At 67.9% G+C, this 22,884-nt stretch carries 16 protein-coding genes; 10 read left to right on the forward strand and 6 right to left on the reverse strand.

Annotation, left to right across the window (positions count from 1 at the left end):
- Positions 1–7: 7 nt before the first annotated feature.
- Positions 8–1,426, forward strand: a complete 1,419-nt coding sequence (locus AZ34_RS05175; protein ID WP_035605540.1) for a phosphomannomutase/phosphoglucomutase — start codon at positions 8–10, stop codon at positions 1,424–1,426.
- A 58-nt stretch (positions 1,427–1,484) separates the two neighbouring features.
- Here the strand turns inward: AZ34_RS05175 and AZ34_RS05180 are convergent, their stop codons facing one another.
- The 6 genes from AZ34_RS05180 to AZ34_RS05205 form a co-directional block, all read right to left on the reverse strand.
- Entirely contained in the window at positions 1,485–2,879 is a 1,395-nt protein-coding gene (locus AZ34_RS05180; protein WP_035605543.1) for a TolC family outer membrane protein, read from the reverse strand.
- Positions 2,880–2,929: 50 nt separating this feature from the next.
- Complete coding sequence (locus AZ34_RS05185) at positions 2,930–3,316, reverse strand: rhodanese-like domain-containing protein (RefSeq protein ID WP_081767093.1); 387 nt, start codon at positions 3,314–3,316, stop codon at positions 2,930–2,932.
- An 82-nt stretch (positions 3,317–3,398) separates the two neighbouring features.
- The gene (locus AZ34_RS05190; protein ID WP_035610970.1) at positions 3,399–4,067 is read right to left on the reverse strand and encodes a protein-L-isoaspartate O-methyltransferase family protein; all 669 of its coding nucleotides are present in this window, start codon (positions 4,065–4,067) and stop codon (positions 3,399–3,401) included.
- Between the two features lie 92 nt (positions 4,068–4,159).
- Complete coding sequence (locus AZ34_RS05195; RefSeq protein ID WP_035605546.1) at positions 4,160–7,477, reverse strand: efflux RND transporter permease subunit; 3,318 nt, start codon at positions 7,475–7,477, stop codon at positions 4,160–4,162.
- Between the two features lie 30 nt (positions 7,478–7,507).
- Entirely contained in the window at positions 7,508–8,761 is a 1,254-nt protein-coding gene (locus tag AZ34_RS05200) for an efflux RND transporter periplasmic adaptor subunit (RefSeq protein ID WP_231495465.1), read from the reverse strand.
- Positions 8,762–8,783: 22 nt separating this feature from the next.
- A complete protein-coding gene (locus AZ34_RS05205) occupies positions 8,784–9,515 on the reverse strand; it encodes a TetR/AcrR family transcriptional regulator (RefSeq protein WP_081767095.1) in 732 nt (243 codons plus the stop codon).
- A 227-nt stretch (positions 9,516–9,742) separates the two neighbouring features.
- Between AZ34_RS05205 and msrA the strand changes: the two genes are divergently transcribed.
- From msrA to AZ34_RS18215, 9 genes are all read left to right on the forward strand, one after another.
- A complete protein-coding gene (gene msrA / locus AZ34_RS05210) occupies positions 9,743–10,318 on the forward strand; it encodes a peptide-methionine (S)-S-oxide reductase MsrA (RefSeq protein ID WP_051509547.1) in 576 nt (191 codons plus the stop codon).
- Positions 10,319–10,423: 105 nt separating this feature from the next.
- On the forward strand, positions 10,424–11,026 hold the full coding sequence (locus AZ34_RS05215) for a DUF3299 domain-containing protein (protein ID WP_231495466.1): 603 nt from the start codon (positions 10,424–10,426) through the stop codon (positions 11,024–11,026).
- Between the two features lie 69 nt (positions 11,027–11,095).
- Positions 11,096–11,533 (forward strand): hypothetical protein, encoded by a 438-nt coding sequence (locus tag AZ34_RS05220; RefSeq protein WP_035605548.1) that lies wholly within the window; start codon positions 11,096–11,098, stop codon positions 11,531–11,533.
- Between the two features lie 84 nt (positions 11,534–11,617).
- Positions 11,618–13,657 carry a TonB-dependent receptor gene (locus tag AZ34_RS05225; protein ID WP_035605551.1) on the forward strand — a complete coding sequence of 680 codons (2,040 nt, stop codon included), beginning with the start codon at positions 11,618–11,620 and terminating at the stop codon, positions 13,655–13,657.
- A gap of 250 nt (positions 13,658–13,907) precedes the next feature.
- Positions 13,908–17,147, forward strand: a complete 3,240-nt coding sequence (locus AZ34_RS05230) for a hypothetical protein (protein WP_035605554.1) — start codon at positions 13,908–13,910, stop codon at positions 17,145–17,147.
- Between the two features lie 15 nt (positions 17,148–17,162).
- On the forward strand, positions 17,163–17,723 hold the full coding sequence (locus tag AZ34_RS05235; protein ID WP_035610982.1) for a DUF1318 domain-containing protein: 561 nt from the start codon (positions 17,163–17,165) through the stop codon (positions 17,721–17,723).
- Positions 17,717–21,502, forward strand: a complete 3,786-nt coding sequence (locus AZ34_RS05240) for a PD40 domain-containing protein (RefSeq protein WP_035605557.1) — start codon at positions 17,717–17,719, stop codon at positions 21,500–21,502. Before AZ34_RS05235 ends, AZ34_RS05240 begins: the two co-directional genes overlap by 7 nt.
- A gap of 429 nt (positions 21,503–21,931) precedes the next feature.
- Positions 21,932–22,228 carry a DUF7660 family protein gene (locus tag AZ34_RS05245; RefSeq protein ID WP_035605560.1) on the forward strand — a complete coding sequence of 99 codons (297 nt, stop codon included), beginning with the start codon at positions 21,932–21,934 and terminating at the stop codon, positions 22,226–22,228.
- A gap of 160 nt (positions 22,229–22,388) precedes the next feature.
- Complete coding sequence (locus AZ34_RS18215) at positions 22,389–22,796, forward strand: hypothetical protein (protein WP_155831726.1); 408 nt, start codon at positions 22,389–22,391, stop codon at positions 22,794–22,796.
- Positions 22,797–22,884 lie beyond the last annotated feature (88 nt).

The raw sequence follows: 22,884 nt of genomic DNA on the forward strand, positions 1-22,884 counted from the left end.
CTTGCCCATGAAAGTTACTGCTTCGATCTTCAAGGCCTATGACATACGCGGCGTGGTGCCGTCAACTCTGGACGAATCCGTCGCCGAGAGCCTGGGGCGCGCGTTTGGCTTGGCCGCGCGCGCGGAAGGGGAGGGCTGGGTGGCCGTGGGCCGGGACGGCCGACTGAGTGGTCCCGCCCTGAGCGCGGCCTTGATTCGCGGCCTGCGCACCGTGGGCATGGACGTGATCGACTTGGGCATGGTGACCACGCCCATGCTCTATTACGCGGCCAGCACGGTCTGCAAGAGCGGCATCCAGGTCACGGGCAGCCATAACCCGGCCGACTACAACGGCTTCAAGATGGTGCTGGCCGGGCGCGCGATTTACGGCGATGAAATTCAAGGTCTGCGCAAGGGCATGGAGGCCGACGAGACGCCGCTGCTGGGTGCGGCCGGTGCGCTGCCCACGAAGGCCGGCAAGCTGACCAAGCTGGACATCCTGCCGTCCTACCGTGATCGTATCGTGGGGGACGTGCACCTGCAGCGTCGTTTGAAGATCGTCGTCGATTCCGGCAACGGCGTGGCCGGTGCTTCGGCGCCTGGCATCCTGCGTGACCTGGGCTGCGACGTGCGCGAACTTTACAGCGCCGTTGACGGCACCTTTCCCAATCACCACCCCGACCCGAGCAAACCCGAGAACCTGCGAGACTTGGTCAAGGTCCTGCGCGAGACCGATGCCGAGATCGGTCTGGCCTTCGATGGCGATGGTGACCGCCTCGGCGTCGTGACCAAGGACGGGCAGATCATCTATCCAGATCGGCAACTGATGCTCTTCGCGCGCGACGTGCTCAAGCGCGTGCCCGGCGGCTACATCCTGTTCGACGTGAAGTGCACGCAACGCTTGGCGCCCGCCATCAAGGAAGCCGGTGGCAAGCCGCTGATGTACAAGACCGGTCACTCGCTGATCAAAGCCCGCATGAAGGAAATCGACGCGCCCCTGGGCGGCGAGATGAGCGGCCACGTCTTCTTCAAGGAGCGCTGGTACGGTTTCGACGACGGCACCTATGCCGCCGCGCGCCTGCTGGAAATCCTGAGCCGTTCGGCCGATGTCAGCGCGGTGCTCAACGCCTTGCCGACCAGCCATTCCACGCCCGAGCTCAACGTGGCCTGCGCCGAGGGCGAGCCGCACCGGGTCGTGGCCGAGCTGCAGAAGAAATCCCTGGTCAGCGGTGCTTTCCCCAAGCCGGCCGAAGTCAGCACCATCGATGGCGTGCGCGTGGACTGGCCTGATGGTTTTGGCCTGATTCGTGCCTCCAACACCACGCCGGTGCTGGTGCTGCGCTTCGAAGGCCACACCCCGGAGGCGCTCCGGCGCATCGAGGGTGAGATGCTCACGCTGCTCAAGAGCGCGAAGCCCGACGCGACCCTCGGCGCCGCAGCGCACTGAATGGCGCGTCCCGCCCGCCAGCGCCTGGCGGTGGGGGCGTGTTCCCGGGTGCGGTGATTTACTTGGACTGGGCCGGCTTGGCCGCGGGCGCGATCGTTGCCGGCGCCGCCGGGGCGGTGCTCAACAGCGTATTGATGTCCTGCAGGTCCTTGCCGCTGAGGTCGCCGCTGGCCTGACGCAGGCGCAAGGTGGACAGCAGCACGTTGTAGCGGGCTTGCGCCAGGTCACGCTTGGTCTGGTAGAGCTGACTCTGCGCGTTGAGCACGTCGATGTTGATGCGCACGCCGACGCGGTAGCCGAGCTGGTTGGCGTCCAGCGCGCTCTGGCTGGACGCTTCCGCCGCTTCCAGCGCCTTCACCTGACTCAGCCCCGACAGCATGCCCAGGTAGGCGGCACGCGCGCCCTGGGTGACTGCGCGCTCGGCGCCCTGCAGTTGGGCTTGGGCCTGGTCTTCCAGCGCCAGGGTTTCGCGCAGGCGGTTCTGGGTGGCGAAACCGGCGAACAGGGGCAAGGTGAGCTGCACGCCGATCGTGGTGGCATTGGCGGAATCGGTGCCGTTGGCGTTGGGCCCGCCGTTGCTGTAGCGGTTCATGCTGCGGCTGGCCGTGAAGTCCACCGTCGGCAAGTGCCCGGAAATTGCCTTGGTGCTTTCCAGTTCGGCGTTGCGCAGGGCCACGCGTGCTTGACGCACCGAGGGATGCTGCGTGCGGGCCTGGTCCACCCAATAGTTGATGTCCTGTGGCGCGACCGCCGGCAGGGCCACGGCCGGCGCCAGCGGCACGGGGCGCGCGTCTTGCAGGCCCACGAGCTGGTCCAGCGCCAACTTTTTGATGCGCAGGTCGTTATCAGCGGCGATCTCCTGCGCCACCACGAGGTCGTAGCGGGCCTGGGCTTCGCGTGTGTCGGTGATGGTGGAGGCGCCCACCTCGAAGTTGCGTTGCGCGGCGGCCAGTTGCTCGCGCACGGCGGTCTTTTGGGCTTGCACGAAGGTCAGGCCGTCCTGGGCGGTGAGCACGTCGAAGTAAGCCTGGCTGACGCGCAGGATCAAGTCCTGTTCGGCGGCCAGCCACTGGGCCTCGGCCAGCTCCGCCTGCTGCGCACCCTGGCGGAAAGTCGCGAAGTTGGCCGGACGAAACAAAGGCTGGCTCAGGTTGAGGCTTGTGCTTCGGGTCTGGTAGTCGTGTGAAGTGGTCGCGCCGCTGGCCATGTCCGCCTCCTGGTCGGTTCGGTTCACGCCGGCGTTCAGGGTGACGGTGGGCAGCACGGCCGCCTTGGCCTGGTCCGCGCGTTGCAGGCCGGCCTCGTACTCGGCGCGCGCCGCCTGGTAGGTGGCGTCATGGCCGCGCGCGGCCTGGTACATGTCCAGCAGACTTTGCGCCTGGGCCAGCGGGGTGAAGAGGGCGGCGACGGCCAGGGCAAGGGTCGCGCGCGGGAACAGACGTTGCAGTTTCATGGGGGTGTGGAGGCGAAAGTGGGCGGACGCCGTGTCCGCGGAAATGACGGTCAATAACGCGGAATGCTCGGGTCGCGCTGCGTGGCCCAGGCTTCGATGCCGCCGCTGATGTTGACGACATGCTCGAAACCCTGGTGTTTCAAGTACTCGGCCACGCGCAGGCTGCGACCGCCGTGGTGGCAGAGGCAGGCAATCTGGCGTTGGGACGGTCGGCTCGGGTCCAACTGGTTCAGCGCCCCGGGCACCGTGTTCATGGGGATGTGCAGCAGCTCATAACCCGCGTCGGCGGCGGGCCGCAAGGCGGCAATCTGCAATTCGTGCGCCTCGCGCACGTCCAGCACCAGCGGGCCAGGCGCGCCCGCGCCCTGGGCTTGCGTGGCGGCTTGCGCCTGCCGCAGCCAGGTGTCGAAATCGCCGGGGTGGATGTGCTCGATCATGCGGTTGCCTTCAAACGTGAGGGGGTCAGTGCGCGCTGCGGGGGGGCGAAGCGTGCGGGAAGCAGATGGCGAGAAGCCCGGTTCAGAAATGGAAGCCTGCCGCCTCGGGAAAGTTGCGCAGGCGAGGCGCCACCGTGTCCCAACCCGGGTTGCTCTGGTAGCTCTGGTCCTGCACGCGGGTGATCAGGGTGGCGCGCATCATGGGCGCATTGGGTTCACCCACGATGGCAAACAGGCGCCCGCCTCCGGCCAACTGCGCCAGCAAGCCGGCGGGCACCTCGGCCACGGAGCCAGCCAGCACGATCACGTCGAAGGGGGCTTCGGCCGGCGCGCCCTGGCTGCCATCGGCCTGCTGCACCTGGGCGTTGGTGATTCCCGCCTTCTGCAGGTTGGCGCGGGCCAGCGCGGCCAGCTCGGCGTCGATTTCCAGCGCAATCACTTGCTTGGCGCGCTTGGCCAGCAGCGCGGCCAGATAACCCGAGCCCGCGCCGACCAGCAGCACCTTGTCAGTCGGCTTGGCCGCCACGTCCTGCACGATGCGCGCCTGCACCCGGGGCGCGAGCATCAATGGCGCGTCCTCGCCGCTCTTGAGGGGCAGTTCGGTGTCGGTGAAGGCCAGGGCACGCAGTCCGGCGGGCACGAAGTCCTCGCGCTTGATCTCGGACAGCAGGGCCAGCACGTCCGTGTCCAGCACGTTCCAGGGGCGGATTTGCTGCTCGATCATGTTGAAGCGGGCTTTTTCGGTGTTCATGAAGGTGTTCATGGCGTGGGGTTCCGTGGGGGTTGGAAGGTTAGACGTTTGGACGTGGTCAAAAATTTTAGTGAGTTCCGGTATCGCCGCGATCAATCCGGTTTCTGCGGGGCCGCAGGGGCGCTCCGGTGCGTGCCTGGACCTTGCCAGAGACGCCGCAACCAGTGCGCGAAGTCGTCCAGGTAGCAGTAGGCCACCGGCACCACCACCAGGGTCAGCAGCGAGGAGGTGATGATGCCGCCGATCACCGCCTGTCCCATGGGCGCACGCTGCTCAGACCCCTCGGACAGCGCGAAGGCCAGCGGCACCATGCCGAAGATCATGGCCAGCGTGGTCATCAGGATGGGGCGCAGCCGCACCTGCGCGGCGGTCAGCAGTGCCTGCTCGCGCGGCAGGCCCGGCACGGGGCGGCCCTCCGCGTCCTGCCCGTCCTCGCGCGCGCGGATCGCGAAATCGAGCAGCAGGATGGCGTTCTTGGTCACCAGGCCCATGAGCATCACCACGCCGATGATGGAGAACATGGACAGCGAGGAGCCAAACAGCATCAGCGCCAGCACCACGCCGATCAGCGTCAGCGGCAGCGAGGTCATCAGCGCCAGGGGCTGGAAGAAGCTTTTGAACTGGCTGGCCAGGATCATGTAGATGAAGATGATGGCCATGGCCAGGGCGGACAGCGCGTAGCCAAAGCTTTCCTCCATGTTCTTGGTGGCCCCGCCAAAGCGGTAGCGGTAGCCGGGCGGAAAATGCGTGGCCGCCAGCGCCTGGCGAATGTCGGCCGAGACCTCGCCCACGGAGCGGCCGTGCACGTTGGCGGTGATGGTGACTTCACGCATCAGGTCGCGCCGGTTGATCTGGCTGGAGCCCGTGCCTTCCACCAGGGTGGCCACCTGGTTCAGGCGGATTACGCGCGCGCTGCCGTCCGAGGCCTGGCCCACGGCGAAGGGCAGGCGCTCCAGGTTACCCATGTCGCGTCGGGCCTCGGGCGCCAGGCGCACCTTCACGTCATAGGTCTGGTCGTCGCTCGCGCGCCAGTTGCCCACCGTGTCGCCCGCGACCAGGGCGCGCAGGGCGGCTCCGATCTGGTTCACGTTCAGTCCCAGGTCCGCCGCGGCCTCGCGGTTGACCTGCACGGCAATGGTCGGGCGTCCAGGCTTGGCGCTGCTGTCCAGATCCACCAGGCCTGGGATGGGCGTGATTTGCTCCAGCACGGTCTGGGTCAGGCGTTCCAGCTCGCGCAGGTCCTGGCCTTGCAGCGAAAATTCCAGCTGCTTCTGGCCGCCCACCGCGTCCATCAGTCCCGCATGGGTGACGGTGATGCCGGGTACGGACCGCAGCCGTTCGCGCAGCACGGCGGAGATTTCGTTGACGTTGCGCTGGCGCTGCACGCGGTCCACCAGGCGCACGTAGATGCTCGCGTAGTTCTTGCCCTGCGCGGTGCCGGTGTTGAGCGTGGCCAGCGTGTAGCGCACTTCGGGAAACTCGCGCTGCAGGATGTCCTGCACCTGCCGCGCCTTGGCCTCGGTGGCTTCGATGGACGTGCCCTCGGGTGTGCGGAAGTTGACCGTGGTCTCGGAGAAATCCGCCGTTGGCACGAACTCCGAGCCCAGCAGCGGCACCATCACGATGCTGAGCACGAAGATGGCGAAGGCCACGGCCAGGGTGGCGAGTTTGTGCGCCAAGGACCAGCGCAGCAGGCGCTGGTAAACCTCGGCCAGGCGATCGGTGGCGCGGTCGAACCAGCCCGTGACGCGGCCCACGGTCCGGTCGTAGAAGTTGCGCGGCCCGTCCTGGCGCGCGCCGTGCTTGTGGATGCTCGGGTCGGGCCAGACCGAGGACAGCATGGGGTCCAGCGTGAAGCTCACGAACATGGAGATCAGCACCGCCGCGACGATGGTGATGCCGAACTGGTGGAAGAACTTGCCGATGATGCCGCCCATGAAGCCGATGGGCAGGAACACCGCCACGATGGACAGGGTCGTGGCCAGCACCGCGAGGCCGATTTCCTCCGTGCCCTCGAGCGCGGCCTGGTAATGCCCCTTGCCCATCTGCACGTGGCGCACGATGTTCTCGCGCACCACGATGGCATCGTCGATCAGCAGGCCCACGCAGAGCGAGAGCGCCATCAGCGTGATCATGTTGATCGTGAAGCCGAAGGCCTGCATGAACAGAAAGGTGCCGATCAGCGCGATGGGCAGCGTCAGCCCCGTGATCACGGTGGAACGCCAGGAGTTCAGAAACAGGAAGACGATCAGCACGGTGAGCGCCGCGCCTTCCAGCAGGGTCTGGCGCACATTGTTCACCGCAACGCGGATGGGGCGCGAGCCGTCCTGGATCGGTTCCAGCCGCACGCCGGCGGGCAGCAGGCCCTGCGCCTTCAGCTCGGCCACGGTCAGCGTCAGGCCGTCGATCACGGCGATGGTGTTCTCGTCCTGCGACTTCTGCACGGTCAGCAGCAGCGTGCGCTGGCCGTTGTAGAGCGCCAGGCTCTCCAGTTCCTGCGCACCATCCCGGATGGTGGCCACCTGGCCCAGGCGGATGGTGTCGGCGCCGTCCGTGCCGCCTTTTCTCGCGACGATGATGCGCGCGAAATCCTCGGGGCGCTGCATGCGCGCGTCGATCTGCACCGCGATCTCGCGCGTGCTGGAACGCACCGCGCCCAGGGGCAGTTCCTGGTTCTCGCCACGCACGGCCTCGGCCACCTGCGTGGGCGTGAGGCCGTAGGCTTCCAGCGCCTCGGGGCGCAGGTAGATGTTGATCTCGCGTTTGGTTCCACCCACCAGGTTGACCGCGCCCACGCCGCGCACGTTTTCCAGGCGCTTCTTCAGTACCTGGTCGGCCCAGTTCGTCAGTTCTACTGGACTGAGGCCTGGGCCTGGGCCTGGGTTGGGGTTGGGGTTGGGGTTGGGGTTGGGGTTGGGGTTGGGGTTGGGGTTGGGGTTGGGGTTGAGCCCCTGGCGAGACGCTGCAGGGACATCCGCCAACACCGCCAGCGACCAGATCGCGCGGCTGGAGGGGTCAAAGCGCAGCACGCGCGGCTCATTCACCTCCTCGCGCAGCGAAGGGCGCAGCGCCGCCACCTTCTCGCGCACGTCGTCGGCGGCCTTGCGGCCGTCAACGGTGAGCTGGAATTCGATGATGACAACGGACTGGTTCTCGTAGCTGCGTGAAGTGAGCGAATTGATGCCGGCGATCGAATTGACGCCTTCCTCGATCTTCTTGCTGACCTCGCTCTCGACGATCTCGGGCGATGCGCCCGGATAGGTGGTGCTGACCACGACCACCGGGAATTCGATGTTGGGGAACTGGTCGACCTGCAGGCGCTGGTAGGAGAACAGGCCCAGCACCACCAGCGCCAGCATCATCATGGTGGCGAAGACCGGGTTCTGTAGACTGACTCGGGTGAACCACATGGCGGATCGTTGACTGGGTGGCGTCGGCGTTCAGCGACCGGGCGTGAGTTGCGGGGTGGGCATGGGCGTGGCGCCCGCCTCGCGCACCACCGTGCCTTCGCGCAGCGCACCGAACACGCCCTGCAGCACCCGGCGCCCTTCCAGCGGGCTGCCGTCCAGCGCCTGCACGGCGACCCATTCTTCCTCGTCCTCGCGACCGGCCGGGCCCGGCTCGCGGCCGCGCAGGCCCAGGTTCACGCCGACATGCCGCACCTGGCCGTTGTCCAGCACCTGCAGATAGGGTTGCGGTTTGTCTTGACGCACCGCAGACAGCGGCGCGGCGACCGCCTGCACCGTCTCGGTCGCGAGCGCGCCTTGGGCGAACAGGCCTTGGCGCAAGCTGGCCTTGCCAGCGTCCTTGGGGTTGAGCTGCAGATAGATCAGCACGCTGCGACTGCCAGTCTGCGTGCTGGGGTTGATGCGCGCCACCCGCGCGGGCAGGGGTTCGGCCACGCCCTCGACCAGCAGGCGCGCCTGCTGGCCCACGCGCACGCTGACCGAGTCGGCGGCGCTGATGGCCGCCTCGATTTCCATGCGCGACAGGTCGACGATCTCGACGATGCGCGCGTCGATGGACACACGCTCGCCGGGCTGCACCAGCCGCTGCGCGATCTGGCCGCCCATGGGCGCGCGCAACACCGTGTCGTCCGCGCTCTTTTGCGCCACGTCGGCGGCGGCCAGGGCCGCCTGGTAACTGGCGCGCGCCGCGTTGAGCTGGGCCAGGGATGCGTCCAGCGCCGTCGAGGAAATAAAACCTTGCTGCACCAGCGCTGCGTTGTTGTCGTACTGACGCTGGTTGATGTCGAGCTGGGCCTTGGCTGCATCGGCCTGCAGCCGGGCTTGGCGCAGACGGGCCGTGTACTCGGCCGGATCGATGCGGGCGATGACCTGACCGGCCTGCACGGTGTCGCCTTCGCGCAGCGTCAGCTCCTGCAGCTCGCCGGAGACGCGGGCCTTGACCAGGGCGGAATGCACCGCCCGCAGCGTGCCTGACACCGGCAAGCTGCGCTGCAGGGTGCGTCGTCGCAGTTCCGTGTGGTCCTGCGCCTGCAGCTCGATCACCACGCCGGCGTTGGCGGGGACAGAGGGCGTTGGCGCCGGATTCGCGGGCGAGCGGGGCGTGGAGCGCAGCAGCTTGATCGTGAGCGCGCCCGCGACCAGCAGGACCAGGGCGACGATAAGCCATCGGCCCCGGCGCGTGCGCGATCGGGTGGGCAAGTTGGGACGCAGCGGGGTCATGGTCATGGGCGGCCGTCGTGGCTCCAGCTCACGCCGCCGCGGGCGCGGTGCTCGCGCACAGCCCATTCAGCAGGATGCGCGCTTGTTGCTCCAGGTAGCGCAAGGGGTCGATGACCTCGATCGGCGCGGCGCAGGCGCCGAAGGAATGCTTCCAGGTCATCAGGAACAGCATCGGCGCCATCACGGCGTAGGCTGCGTACTGCATGTCGGCGGGGGCGATGGGGCGGAACTCGCCCCGGGCCACGCCGAGTCGCAAAATGCGTTGCACCAGCAAGCGCCCAGGCACCATGACCTCGTTCTCGTAAAACGCCGCGAGCTCGGGAAAATTGGCGGCCTCGCTCATCATCAGCTTGGTGATGCCCGCGACCGGGGTGCTGCCGACCCGATCCCACCACGCCCGCAGGGCAAACTCCAGCAGTTCGGAGGCGTTGCCGGACCAAGCGTCGAACTCGGCGTTCCACTCCGGAAAGTGACCGGCGAGGTTTTCGCGCACCACGGCCTTGAAGAGTTCTTCCTTGTTGGCGAAGTACAGGAACAGCGTGCCTTTGGACACGCCAGCGAGTTGGGCCACCTCCTCGACACGGGTCGCCGCATAGCCTTTTTCCACGAACAGAGTCAGCGCCGCAGCCAGCAGTTCGCCTGGGCGGGCTTCCTTGCGCCGTGCGCGCTTGGCGGGCGCGGTCGCATCCTGGCCATCTTTTCCGCACAAGTTCAGCGCGGAAACAAGGGTGGCCGCGATGGGGCATGCTTTTCGGGTCATCGTTGCATTTTAATGACTAACTGGTCATTAAACAAGGTGGGGCGGGTGTTTCGGGCCCTGACTGTGCAACCTGAGTTTGTGATGCAGCGGGCGTGCATCAGATAGGTCTTTTGCGGGGCGGGGCAAGGAACGACCTCGCATCATGGCAGACTATCCGGCTTGCCTTGCGAGCCACAAGCTTGTCAAGCGACTGTATGACCCATGAACCCTTGGCGAACCACACACAGATGGAACACCCTTCCACTTCGGGCCTATCGGCGCCCGCGACCGAAACCATCGCGCTCGGCGGCGGCTGCTTCTGGTGCACCGAGGCCATCTTCACTCGCGTGCGCGGCGTGATCGATGTCGAAAACGGTTACTGCAACGGCCATGTGAAGCGGCCCAGCTACGAAGACGTCTGCACCGGCGAAACCGGCCACGCCGAAGTCGTGCGCCTGGTCTACGACCCGGCGCAGGTCAGTCTGCAGCAGCTGCTGGGCGTGTTCTTTTCCATCCATGACCCGACCACGCTCAATCGGCAAGGCAATGACGTGGGTCCGCAGTACCGCAGTGGCGTCTACACCACCACTGCGGAGCAGGAGCGTGTCGCCTGCGAGATGATCGCCGACCTGGGGCAGGGCCGTGTCTTCAACGCGCCCATCGTGACCGAGGTGCAACCCTTGAGCAACTACTGGCCGGCCGAGGACTACCACCAGGACTATTTCGAGCACCACCCCGAACAGTCCTATTGCGCCTTCGTGGTCGGTCCCAAGGTCGACAAATTCCGCAAGCACTTCGTCGGCCTGCTCAAGCCGACGGTTTGAGCGCGGGCGACACCGGCCTGCCTGCCTGCCGCAGCGCGTCCCTCAGGCGGGGCGACCGTGACGGTGCAAGGGCGGGGGGCTTGACAGCTTTGCTAGGCTATTGCCATGTTGTTCCAGCGTTGTGATGCACCCGGCCGCGCGGCTGCCCTGCCTGGGGCTGCGTTGCTGTGCCTGGGCCTGTGGGCTGGCGCGCCAGGGGCTTGGGCGCAGGCACCTGCGCCTTCGTCGCGGCCCATGCTGTCCGATGCGCCCGCAGGGTCGGCGCCGAACGGCGGCTTCGGCAGCCGCCAGGGCCTGTTCGGCGGACACCTCGTGGTGGAGCCGCTCGCGGCGCGTGGCGACGTCGTGCCCTGGGAGCTGTTGGGCAGCGTGCGCACGAAGTTCGAGAAAGTCGGGGACCGAGGCCAGGTGCGCGTCCTCTTTCCCGCCGAGCTGCGCGCGCTGGACGGCCGGTTCCAGCGCGTCCAGGGGTACATGATGCCGCTGGAGCCAGGGGACAGGCAGACCCATTTCCTGCTGAGCGCCGTGCCGACCAACTGCCCCGTCTGCCTGCCGGGTGGGCCGGAGAGCCTGATCGAGGTCCGCGCCGACACGCCCGTGCCTTACAAGGCCCTGGCGCCCGTCGTGGTGTGGGGCCGCCTGGCCGTGTTGCAGCAGGACCCGATGGGCTTTTTTTACCGCCTGAGTGACGCCCGTGCGGTGGATTGATGTCGCAATCCCATGCCAGCTTGGCTCGCACGTTTGTCCTCGCCTCTTCGTGATTTGACCCGTTTGTCCATGCCGCGCCTATCCCTTCTCACGCCTGCCCCGGGCCCGCGCAGCGGCCTGGGTCGACCGCTGCTGGCGGCGGCCTGGGCATGGGGCCTGGTGCTGGCCCTGCTTTGGGCGCAGGTGCTGGGCCTGGTCCACAGCGTGCGCCACGCTCATGGTCTGGCCCAAGCGCCAGGCCATGCGCACCTGCACGCGTTCGGCGTCACGCATGGGGGGCATGCGCATGGCCTGGATACGGGCGTGCTGGGGCATTTGCATGCTCCGGTCGACGACGCGCAGGACTGCCGTCTGTACGACCAGCTGGGCCATGCCGGCCCGGTGTCGGCCCCCTTCGGCCTGCTGGTCCATGCCTTGCCGCGGATGTCGGCCTGGGTCGTGCTGCAGTCCTTGCAGCCACGGGCCTGCGTGCCCTTCGCGGCGCGCGCGCCGCCTGCGTCTCGCTGATTCCCCTTTTGTTCCAGTCACCAGGCCGCCCGCACGGGCCGGCCAGGCGGCTGGGCCGTGCATAGGAATTACCGAGACGCATCCATGAATACCTTGTTTTCTTCCCGGCCCTCGCGGCGCGGGGTTTTTGCCTTGGCGCCCGTCGCCGCTCTGGTCTTGCTCAGCTGCCAGGCCTGGGCGCAGGAAAACGCCACCCTCCCGCCCATCGTGGTGACGGGCAACCCGCTGGGCACGGCCGAGCAGATCGCGCCGGCCGAGCAACTGTCCGGCACCGAGCTGCTGGAGCGCGGGCAGTCCACCCTGGGCGAGACGCTCAAGGGCCTGCCCGGCGTCAGCAGCACCTGGTTCGGCCCCAACGCCAGCCGCCCGGTGATCCGCGGGCAGGATGGCGACCGCATCGCCATCCTCAACAACGGCGGTGCCAGCCTGGACCTGTCCGCACTGAGCTATGACCACGCGCTCACGCTGGATCCGCTGCTGACCGAGCGCGTGGAAGTCCTGCGCGGTCCGGGCGTGCTGCAGTACGGCGGCAGCGCCGTGGGTGGCGTGGTCAACGTGATCGACAACCGCATCCCGCGCACCCCCGAGTTTGGCGAGGAGGGCGGCGTCGAAGGGCGGCTGGGCGCGTCTTATGCCACCGCCGGTGATGAACGCGGCGGGGTCGTTGCCCTGGATGGTGGCAACCACCGCTACGCCCTGCACGTGGACGCGATGGCGCGCAAGTCCGACGACGTGGACATTCCGGTGTCGCGCGAGTGCACGCCCGACGGCGTGACGCGCAGCGCCAAGCGCATCTGCAACTCGGCCAGCGAGTCCAGCGGCGGGGCCGTGGGCGGCACGCTGTTCTTCGACCGTGGTTACCTCGGTGCCTCGGTCTCCACCTACGACAAGGACTACGGCGCCGTGGCCGAGGACGAAGTCACGATCCGGATGTTCTCCGACCGCGTCGCGCTGGAAGGTGAGCTGCGGGACCTGGGGCCCGTGCTGCGCAGCGTGAAGGCCCAGTTCAGCCAGACCGACTACCAGCACACCGAGTACGAGGGTGACGAAGTCGGCACGCGCTTCAAGACCGACGGCCAGGATCTGCGCCTGGAAGCGCGGCATGTGCCGGTCCAAGCCTTGGGCGGCGCGCTGGACGGCGTGGTCGGCCTGCAGTTCGACCGCACGGACTTCTCGGCCGATGGCGACGAGGCCTACGCGCCCAGCAGCCGCACGCGCCAGAGCGCGGTCTTCGCCTACGAGGAACTGGGCCTGGGCTGGGGCAAGCTCAGCGCGGGCGCGCGCGTGGAATCGGTCAAGGTCGAGTCCTTCGGCATGGATGGCAACCCCGCCTTCACGCCGGGTTCGCGCAGCTTCACGCCGACCAGCTACGCCCTGGGTGCCTTGTGGAACGTGGCGTCCGAATGGAAGCTGACCTCCAACGTCTCGCTGAACGAACGCGCGCCGCGGCACTACGAGCTGTACGCCAACGGCGAGCATGTCGCGACCAACGCCGAGGAAATCGGCGATGCGGACCTGGACCTGGAGCGTTCGGTGAACGTGGACGTGGGCACGCAATGGCGGCGCGGCGCGCACCGCGCGCAAGTGCAGCTGTTCCAGCACCGCTTCAGCAACTACATCTCGCTGGAGAGCACGGACCCGGCCAGCGACCCGCCGCAGTACACCTACACCGGGGTGCGCGCGCGCTTCACGGGCGTGGAGGTGAGCGGCAATGCGCGGCTGCTGGATGCGCTGCACAAGCTGGACCTGGGCCTGAGCGCCGACCGCGTGGAGGCCGAGAACACCAGCACGGGCGAACCGCTGCCGCGCATCGCGCCCCTGCGCGTCGGCGCCACGCTGCGCTGGAGCCGCGCCGCCTGGAACGCGGGCCTGGGCGTGGACCATTACGCCGAGCAGGACCGTGTGCCCGATGGCCAGGAGACGACCGACGGCTACACGCTCTGGAACGCCTCGCTCAACTACAAGGACAAGCTCGGCGGCATGCCGGCTCTGTGGTATGCGCGGGTGGACAACATCGGCGATGTCGAGGCCTATTCGGCCTCGTCCATCCTGACGCAGACCGCGCCGGGCAAGTCGCCGCTGCCAGGGCGCAGCCTCAAGGTGGGCATGCAGCTGAACTTCTGAGCTGAGCGTGGGCCGCTGCCGTGACGCCCGCCGAGGGCGACGGCGGCGGCCGGCCTTGCGGGTGCGCGGCCAGGCCTCAGCCGTCGTCCGGTTGTCGCTTCGGCCCCTTGTCGCCTCGGGTACGATCACCGCCGTGAATCAACTCGCTATGACTCCGCACCCCGGGCAAGGTGGGTGTCGCGCTTGCGTGCAGCCCGCCACGGCGGCTCCTCCCCTGCGCATGCAGCGGCAGACGGAGGGTTGAGTTTCCATGCCGCGGTGGACCAAGATCGTGGCGGGTGCGCTGCTGGCGCTCGGGCTGCTGGCTGCAACCGTGCTGGCCGTGGCGGCGCTGCTCTTGCAGCAGCTTGACCACCCCTGGCTCAAGCCCCGCGTCCTCGCTGCAGTGGAAGCGGCCACGGGCCTGCGCATGGATTACCAGCATGCCAGCCTGTCCCTGACTTCCGGCCTGCGGCTGGAGCAACTGGTCGTGTTGACCCCCGCGCCTTTGGACGGTGCCGCGCCCGAATTGCTGCGCGTGGGCCGGCTGGAGGCGGATTGGTCCCTGGGCGCGCTGTTGTGGGGCCCGGTGCGGGTGGCGCGCGTGGCCGTGCACGACGTGGCCGTGGTCTGGGTGGCCGATGAGGCGGGCGCGAACTCGTTGTCCGTGCTGGCGCCGGACCCGCCCTCGCAGCAAGCGATCGACCAAGACCAAGACGCGTCGCCAGGCGCGTCGCGGCAATTCGCCGATCTGTTCTCTGCGGTTGCGCCGGTCGGCCAGGTCGAGCTGTCCGGCCTTGCGCTCGATGTCGTGCGGGTGCGCGGCGGGGCTGTGGTTGAGCGCTGGTCCTTGCGCGGGCTGGGCCTGGCTGTGCAGGTGCAGCCCCAAGAAGACCGGGGCTGGAAGCTGCAGGCGGAGCTGGGTCGGCCCGACGCGCCCTTGGTCTTGGCGCTGCAGCGCGTCCTGGCGCAGGGCGAGGGGGCGGGCAAGCCCCCGGCCTGGGCCCAATTGGCACTGTCGCTCGGCCTGCAAGCCAGTGCAGCGGGAGCGCAGGCCCAGATCAGCCTGGACCTGAGGCGGCACAACTTCGACGCGCGCATTCCGGCGGGCACGCTGTTGCGCGGTGCCGTGACGGCGAACGTGGATGCCGCACGGCAAGGGCTGGCCATCGCGCTGCACCCCACGCGCCTGGCCGACAGCGCCGACGCGCAGGCCAGCCTGTTCCTGCCCGACGACCCCAAGGCACCCATCGTCGTGTCACAGGCCCGGGTCGATGCCGATCTGGCGCGGGTGCTGCGGCTGTTCCCCGCCGACTTGCGTCCTCTCACGCTGGAACGCGGCCAACTGCATCTGGAAGTCACCGGCTTGGCGCTGGCGCTGGGGGACCTGCAAGGCGGCTTGGCGAAGGGGGCTGGGAGCGGCCCTGCGACGGGCCCTGCACGCGGGCGTGTGACCCTGCAAGCCGATGCCGCCCATGCCGAGTTGGCGGTGGAACAGACGGGGGACGCACTGCGCTGGACGGCCACCGCCCAGGCGCCCGATCTGACATTGGCCCGGCCCTTCCTGTCCGATGCCCTCCTGGCCCGTCTGCCCTGGCGGCGCCTCGGTGTGAACCTGCAGTCCCAAGGTCGGGTCGAGGCGCTGTGGTCATCCGCGCCGCGCATCGCGCACCGCACCGAGCTGCAATTGCTGCGCCCGGCCTGGGATGGCACCGTGTCGGCCCGGGAGCTGGTTGCCGTGCTGGACTCGCAAGGGGATGCCTGGCAGCACCGGGGCGAATTGCACCTACGTGCCGAGGGCTTGCGCGTGCATGAGCAGGACGCGGGCGCGCAGCGGCACACGCTGGCCTTCGAGGTCGACCGCCGGCCGGCGGCCCCAGGCGCACCCAGCGCCGCGAAATTCGAGGCGCGCGCCCGGTTGTCCAACCAGGCCGGGGTGCAGCTCATGTTCGACGCCGCGCTGGCCTTCGACCCGCAGGCCCACGCCTTGCGCGGCCGTCTGAAGGCGCGGTGGCCCGCCCAGCCGCTGCTGGCGCCCTTGCGGGCCTACCTGCCTGCTGCGCTCGATGCCGAAGGGCTGGCGCTGGAGCTGGATGCGCAGGGCGCGCTCACCGGCGTTTTCACCCGCATTGGCGACGACGGCTTGCCCCAGCTTGCCCCCGATCCGATGGCCAGCGCCGGGTTCGAGGGGCGCGCGCTGATCGAGGCCGGGGGCTTGCATTGGCAGCAGGACGGCTTGGAGTTGCAACTGCCTTCCGTGCGCTGGCAGCTCGTGTCGCATCCGGGTGCAAGCGCCAAGGTGCGCCGCCAACTCAGCACCGAACTGAGCGCCGAGCGCGTGAGCGTCACCCTGGCCGAGCGCGGGCTGACACTCACCCGCGTGACCGCCACCACGGAAACAAGCTTCGGCGCGAATCCCGAGGACGAACCCGAGCTCGCGCTGCACCTCAAGGTCGACTCGCTGGAGCAGCAACCCGCGCTGCCGTATCCGGTGCGACAGCTGGAATGGCGGGTGCGCGCCCGCCGCGATGCAGAGGGCACCTTCCATCTGCCCGAATTCGCGCTGACGCATGCGGCCACCCGCAGCCGCCTCACCGCGCAAGGGCGGCTCGACCTCGCGCCCGAGCGGCGGCGGTTCGCGCTGCAGGGCGTTCTGTCGCAGGACCTGGCGGGCCTGAGCCAGCCCGGTGTGGTGGAAGGCCGTGGGCATGCCAGCGTCGATTTCGATCTGGCCTCACCCGACCTCACCACCTTTCGCACGCAGGCCAGTTTGCGGCTGGACGACGTGAACCTCAGCCTGCCTGGGCTGGGCGTCGTGGTCGAGGGGCTGGACGGCGACATCCCCGTGGACGAGGACGTCCGATGGACCGGCGGCCGCCTGGAACTGCTGGGCAATCTCGCGCTCAACCCCTATGCCATGCTGCGCCACACCGACCAGTCCCCGCTGCTGTCGCGCGGCGGTTATGTGTCAGCGCGCAGCATCAACACGCCCTGGGTCCGCATTGCGCCGCTCGCGGGCAATCTGTCGGTGCGGCAGAACGTGTTGGCCCTGAACCAGTTCGAAATGGGTGTGCGCGAAGGCCGCGTCACCGGCCAGAGTCGCCTGGATTGGCGCGGGCGCGACTCGGTGCTGGAGCTGCGCCTGCGCGCCACCGGCGTGCGGTCCTCGCATGGCGAACCTTTTGATGGCCACGCGGCGGTGGTGATCGCCGCCCGCGACCGCAGCGTGAACGGGCGCGCGGAAATCCTGCGCATCGGCAGCCGTCACCTGCTGGACTTGCTCGACCTGGTGGACCCGCAAGCCGCCGACCCCAGCATCAACCGGGTGCGCTTCGCGCTGGGGCTGGGTTACCCCGAGCATGTGCGGCTGCGGTTTGACCAGGGCTTCGGCCGCCTGCTGGTCAAGCTGGGCGGCGGGGCGGGGCTGGTCCGCATCGACGAGATTCGCGGCATTCCGATGGGCCCCATCGTGGACCGGGCCCTCCACACGGTACAACTTTCGACGGACTGAGCCATGATGCATGCCATGAAAATTCCCACCGTGACACTGATGGTCTGCGCCGTGGCCTGGACGCTCACGGGCTGCATCAGCGCGCCAGAGGTGGTGCTGGTGGACCGGGCCACGGCGCTCGAAGAACAGGCCGCGGGTTCGTTCGACGATCTGGAGCAGCGCCTGGCGCGCGCGGGCATGAACCCCACGCCCATCCCTTTCACGCCCAACCAATTGGAAGATCTGGGCATGCAGCCGTCGCCGCTGGTGGACCCGCTGAACAAGACTCCCGCCGAACGGGTCGATGAACTGCTGCTGCGCCACTGCATCGGCGAAGGCAACGAGGGCCTGCTGGTCGACACGCGCCGGCATTGCAAGGCCGGGCGCATGACGGCGGAGGACACCGCGCTGGTGCAACGCGTGAACCGCGCGCGCCAGCAGCTGTGGGCGTGGATGCGCGCGCAAAAATCACGCACCACGCCGGGGGTGAGCGAGGACGACCTGCGCGGACGCTGGCAGCGCGTGCATGCCGAGGGCCTGGTCTGCGGCGCGCGGGTGCAGGCGGTGGACGGCAGCTGGGGCGAGAAGACATGCTGATGCCGTGGGCGCGCCGCTTGCCGCGGTTGCTGTGCGCCACCATCGCCGTCATCTGCACGGCGTGGGCCGCTTGCATCGGCATCGCCCATGCCCAGGATGCCGATGATGGAGGCCTGCGCGTCCCGGCGCGGCTGACCGTGGGCGTGGGGGACCAGTTCCTGGGCCAGCTCGCGCCCCCCAACTCTCCATTGAGCAACATGCTGCTCTTCGTCTCCAACCGCAGCATCGTCACCGAGATTTACGTGCAGGACCTGGAACAGGGGCGTGAGCGCCGCCTGTTCGACGAAGGCGCTGACGTGACCTGGCCGCGCATCAGCCCGGACGGCCGGCGCCTGCTCTACATCTCGTTTCGCCGTGAGGCGGGCGGGCAGTTGTGCGTGCGTGAGCTGCCCAAAGAGGGCAGCCAGGACGACGCGGTTGGCAACCGCCGCTGCCTGGGCGCGGAAGTGCTGGCCTTGCAGGCCGAATGGAAGGACAGCGCGCAGATCGTGCTGCTGCACCGCACGACCATCCAGGACGACCTGCAGTTGTCGCTCGTCGAGGTCGTCCGCGCGAATGACGGTGACAAAGACGGCGAGGTGGACGGGGAAGGAGACGGCCAGCCCGTTGGCAAACTGAAGGCCAGCCCGATGCCCAGCCGCAACCTGAGCAGCCCCGCCGTCTCGCCCGACGGGCGCTGGCTGGTCTATGTGCCGGTTCAGCGGTCGGCCAAGCCGGTGGGGCCGGGTTTCGCTTCGCGCGCCAGCGCCCAGCTGGAGGCCTTGCGCCTGGACCTGCCCGGCGCCGCGCCCATGCCCTTGGCCCTGGACTTGCCGGGGCAAAGCGGCCAGCCCGTGTTCTCGCCCGACGGGCGCTGGCTCTATGTGACGCAGTTCTTCACCGATTCCAACGCCGACGGCGTGATCGACGCCGACGACCGCGGCGTGCTGTTCCGTCTGCCTTTTGACACCCGCCGCGACGATGCGGCCGTACAAGCCGCAGCGGCCAGCCCGGACCAACTCACCAGCCAGGCATGGAATTGCCAGTACCCCGCCCCGGCGGCCGAAACCCTGGTGGCGACCTGCGAGCGTGGTGGCTCGCTGGATGTCTACCAATTGCCGCTGGACGGGCAGGTCCCCGCCGAGTGGGACATCCCGCGCCTGCGCACCGAACTGGGCATGGCGGGCCGCAAGGCCGACGAAATCCTGCTGTACCGCCATCGCACGCAACTGGAAACCCGCCCCAGGCCGCGCCGCTTGCTGCTGATGCGCATGGCCCGATTGCACTTGGGGCTGGAGGACTTTGATGCCGCCGCCTTCTATGCCCGCCGCATGGGCGCCGTGGAAGACCCCGCCACCGCTGGGCTGGAAGCGCCGCTGCGGGTCTTGATCGAACACCGGCACGGGCTCAAGCTGGCCGAGCAGGGGCGCACGCTGGCCGCAGCGGGGCGCATGACGCAGGCCGAGCAAGGGGCCGCGCTCGACACGGCCGCCGCGCCCAGCCCATCCGCCGCCGCCCTGCGGCACGTCGTGCGCAGCGAATTGGCGCAAGCTGCGGGCGATTTCGGCCGGGCACGCCGGGAGTTGGAAGCGGCCACCAAGATCTTGATGAACGCCTCGGTCGACAGAACCCCGCGTGCCGTGCTGGAAGCCTGGCACGAACGGGCCGACGCGCTCTACCGCCTGCTCGGCGAGCGCGCGGCGCTGGTGGCGGCCAGCCGGTGGTTGTCGCAACACCCGGTTCTTAACGCCGATGACCAGTTGGACCATGCGCGCGCCGCCGTCCGCGCCCTGTACCGGGGCCGCCCCTACAGCGAGGCCGATGCGGCGCTGGTCGAGGCGTTGGCGCAGTCGAAGGCGCAGGCTCCATCCGGCCCGGCGGGGGCCGGTCAGGGCTCGGATTCAGCCTGGGTTTTCGCCCTGGAACTGGGGCGTCACCTCATCGCGCTGCGCGAGGAGCGCGTGCCCCGCGTCCAGCGCGAGCGCTTGCTGGCCTTCTACCGCCAGCAGGGCGAGCACCCTGACGCTGCCGTGGCGGTTTTGCGCCAGCGCGCCCTGGTGCAGGACGCCGTGGCCCGCGCCTCGGAACTGGGGGCGGACACGGTGATCGAGTTGCTGGCTTCGGCCTATGTGGACGACACCCGCGTTGGCACCCAGGAACGCCGCCGCGCCGAGCGGCTCTACAGCCGCGCGCTCTTGGGCCGCGCCTATCGGCGTCTCGCCAACCAGCGCCATGACGAGGCCCGCGCCGACTTCGACCTGGTGACGCAACGCACCGGCGCGCTGGAGGCTGCCGTCGAATCCGTCAACCTGCGCTTGCGCGCCGGGGTGGCCCCGGCGGTAATCGAGCAGGAGGTGACAACCACCGTGCCGGGCATGGCCGAGCCCTTGCAGCGCTTCGTCAAGGCCTATGTCATCACGCGCCAGCTCGGCCGGATCGAGTACGCGCTGGTGCACCAGCAAGCCACCGCGTCGGCGCTGGCCGAACTGCGTGCCGCCTGGCCGGTGCTGAAGAACCGGCGCGAGGCGCAGGCGCTGCAAGGCGCCATCTGGCACGAGGACTTTCTGCGCAACCGTGATGCCGCCTCGGCCGAGCGGGCCAACCGGCATTACCGGGTGGCGCTGGACCTGGTGCGCAACAACCTGCGTTACCGGGCCATGCTGCTGGGCGCCCTGGGGCTGCTGCATACCGAGGCCGGCAACTTTGCCATCGCCTTGGGCTACCTGGACGAGCGCGACAAACTGCCCTACACCGACGACGCTGCGGGCTTGGCGGTCTCGCTGGCGCGCGCCCGCGCGCTGCTGCACACAGGCCGCGATGCCGAGGCGGCGCGGGCGGCCGACGACGCCCTGGAGATGGTGGATGCCGCGTCCCAGAATCCCGGCTCACGGCTGGCGGCTCGTTACAGCCCTCTGGTGCTGGACCGCGCCGCCCTCTACAACCTGTCGGCGGGGCACTTTGACCGTGCGCTGGCCCTCTACGACCGTCTGTTGCCCGCGCCGGCCGCAGGGGCAGGGGACGAGGCGGCGGCCTCATCACCGCTTGAGCCCCTGCGCGACACCGCGCGCGAGCCTGCGGCGGCGCCGTCGTCATCCCCCCGCAATGCGCTGGTGCAGCGCCTGGCCCGCAGCGCCGCCGCGCTGGGCGCGAATCAGCCCAAGCGCGCGCTGGCGGATCTGACGCAGCTGGAGCGTGAACTGGCCCAGCCCGCAGCGCAGGCCGCTCTGCAAATGCCCGGCTCCCGCGCCACGCCCGCACAGGCGCTGCGCGCGCAACGCATCGTCGCCGCAGGCCTGCGGGCCCAGGCCCACACGCGGCTGAGCCAGCTGGACGAGGCCGCGCTCGCGCTGGAGCAGCGGCGCGATTTATTCTCCGCGCAGTTCAGCGAAACGGACCGCGACCAGGACCTGAGCGAGCTCACCCTGGTCGAACTGCAGCTGGCCGAGAACGCCGTGGACCGTGGCGATGCGACGCAGACGGCACGCTGGCTGGGCCGGGCCATGCGCCATGCCGACACACTGGCCAAACGCACCGGTGCCCCGGTCGACGCCGGGCAATTGAACACGCTCTGGTTCGCCGCGCAATGGCAGGTGGGGGTGCAGGCGGCGGGGCCGGGAACTGCAAAGGCCCGCCTGCCGTTCGACCTGCCGACCCGGCTGGAACAGGCGCGCCGCGTGCTCGCCCAACGGCCCGAGCGAGACGCGGCATGGCGTGCCTGGTTGGCCTGGTTCGAGGTCTATCAGGCGCTTGCAGAGGACGATTCGGTGCCAGCAGCCAGTCGCAGGCCGGCTGTGCAGTGAGGGATGGCAGAAGTGCAGCGGTGGCTTTCTGTCAGACAACGCTGCCGGGGGACGGCTCACGGCCAGAAGCGGAAGTTGGCCCTGGAGGCGCAAAGCAGACGCTGGATTGACGGGTTTGGCCTGTTTGTTAACACTACTGAATTTCCGTCAAAACCAAACAACCCATTGACTCCAAAAGGGATTTCGTTTGGTCCGCCGACTTTGCTATTCGTCAGTCGAACATATTAGTAAGACAGGTTTGCTGGGTTTGTGGACTTTGTTCATAGCCTGGGCCAGGCGATGAAGCCAAAAATGCCTGATATAAATCAGTTACTTAGAACAAATCACAGGAGGAAACTTGATGAGCTACGGCTTTGTTATACAGACAGGTTTGACGTCTATATCAAGTTAGGCCTCTTCAAACACACGATGCAACCAGGGTAAGGATTCATGGCCGAGGATTTATATGCCGTGATCGAGAGGATCACAGATGAACATGGCTTTCTGGAGTTCGTAGCTCTGCTGGCGGATGACTGGCAAGAGGAGCGCGACATTGAAAGCATGAAGCCATCCTCGCCCCATAGTTCCGGCGCGCTTGGGTGGGAGAACGGAACCATTGGGGCGTTCCTAGATGCCACTTACCGTTGGGGAAGTGCATCCATCAACGGATTAGCCCATTACAAGAAGCCGGACAACCCATGGCAGCGCATGGCGCAGCTATTGCACGCGGGAAAATTCTATGAATAACGTTCGGTGCTCACTCTTGCACCCTGCCTCCGCGCCCCAGCCTAACTGTCGGTTCAACGCGGACGCCAACACTGGCCATGGCTTCGCCATTTTTATGGCCAATGTTGGTACCCTCCAGCCTTCGGCTTCCGGCGCCGGTTAACCTGGGCGTTAGATCCGTATGACTCGCGTGAAGGTTTTGACTACTCTCGGTGCGCTTGGTTTGATCGCCACGGTGCTATTCGCGGTTGCCATATTCTTCTCAAGTGTTGAATCAAGGTATGAGTGCTCCGGCACGTTTTCAAAGAAAGAGGCCACGTCGAAGGACGTGATTTTCATCAAAATCAATCGTTATCGATGGTGGGTGAAGCTGTGGTCTCCTTCGGATGGAGCGTTATGGGTGGAAATTCCTGGCCGAGGTTTTGACTACTACTCGAGTCTCACTACCGTTGGCGATCAACTACAGATTTCTCGCACCGACGAGGAACTAAAAGGCTTGTGGGGCTACTACTCATCACTGAGCAACACCTTGGTTCTGGAAACTTTCGGCGGAATGTTTACTGGTCAGTGTTCAAAACTCAAAACCTAACTATCAAGCGCCGATCGCCTACGGCGTCGGCTTACTTCAAACGTTGAACGTCCGCTTTCATACTTTCCGACCGGCTGCTATGGGTCGT

The sequence above is a fragment of the Hylemonella gracilis str. Niagara R genome (assembly GCF_000600295.1).
Taxonomy (GTDB): domain Bacteria; phylum Pseudomonadota; class Gammaproteobacteria; order Burkholderiales; family Burkholderiaceae_C; genus Hylemonella; species Hylemonella gracilis_A.

Coding starts and splice junctions, on each gene's coding strand:
- AZ34_RS05175 (WP_035605540.1), top strand. CDS start 8: ATGAAAGTTACTGCTTCGATCTTCAAGGCCTATGACATACGCGGCGTG.
- AZ34_RS05180 (WP_035605543.1), bottom strand. CDS start 2,879: ATGAAACTGCAACGTCTGTTCCCGCGCGCGACCCTTGCCCTGGCCGTC.
- AZ34_RS05185 (WP_081767093.1), bottom strand. CDS start 3,316: ATGATCGAGCACATCCACCCCGGCGATTTCGACACCTGGCTGCGGCAG.
- AZ34_RS05190 (WP_035610970.1), bottom strand. CDS start 4,067: ATGAACACCGAAAAAGCCCGCTTCAACATGATCGAGCAGCAAATCCGC.
- AZ34_RS05195 (WP_035605546.1), bottom strand. CDS start 7,477: ATGTGGTTCACCCGAGTCAGTCTACAGAACCCGGTCTTCGCCACCATG.
- AZ34_RS05200 (WP_231495465.1), bottom strand. CDS start 8,761: ATGACCATGACCCCGCTGCGTCCCAACTTGCCCACCCGATCGCGCACG.
- AZ34_RS05205 (WP_081767095.1), bottom strand. CDS start 9,515: ATGACCCGAAAAGCATGCCCCATCGCGGCCACCCTTGTTTCCGCGCTG.
- msrA (WP_051509547.1), top strand. CDS start 9,743: ATGGAACACCCTTCCACTTCGGGCCTATCGGCGCCCGCGACCGAAACC.
- AZ34_RS05215 (WP_231495466.1), top strand. CDS start 10,424: ATGTTGTTCCAGCGTTGTGATGCACCCGGCCGCGCGGCTGCCCTGCCT.
- AZ34_RS05220 (WP_035605548.1), top strand. CDS start 11,096: ATGCCGCGCCTATCCCTTCTCACGCCTGCCCCGGGCCCGCGCAGCGGC.
- AZ34_RS05225 (WP_035605551.1), top strand. CDS start 11,618: ATGAATACCTTGTTTTCTTCCCGGCCCTCGCGGCGCGGGGTTTTTGCC.
- AZ34_RS05230 (WP_035605554.1), top strand. CDS start 13,908: ATGCCGCGGTGGACCAAGATCGTGGCGGGTGCGCTGCTGGCGCTCGGG.
- AZ34_RS05235 (WP_035610982.1), top strand. CDS start 17,163: ATGAAAATTCCCACCGTGACACTGATGGTCTGCGCCGTGGCCTGGACG.
- AZ34_RS05240 (WP_035605557.1), top strand. CDS start 17,717: ATGCTGATGCCGTGGGCGCGCCGCTTGCCGCGGTTGCTGTGCGCCACC.
- AZ34_RS05245 (WP_035605560.1), top strand. CDS start 21,932: ATGGCCGAGGATTTATATGCCGTGATCGAGAGGATCACAGATGAACAT.
- AZ34_RS18215 (WP_155831726.1), top strand. CDS start 22,389: ATGACTCGCGTGAAGGTTTTGACTACTCTCGGTGCGCTTGGTTTGATC.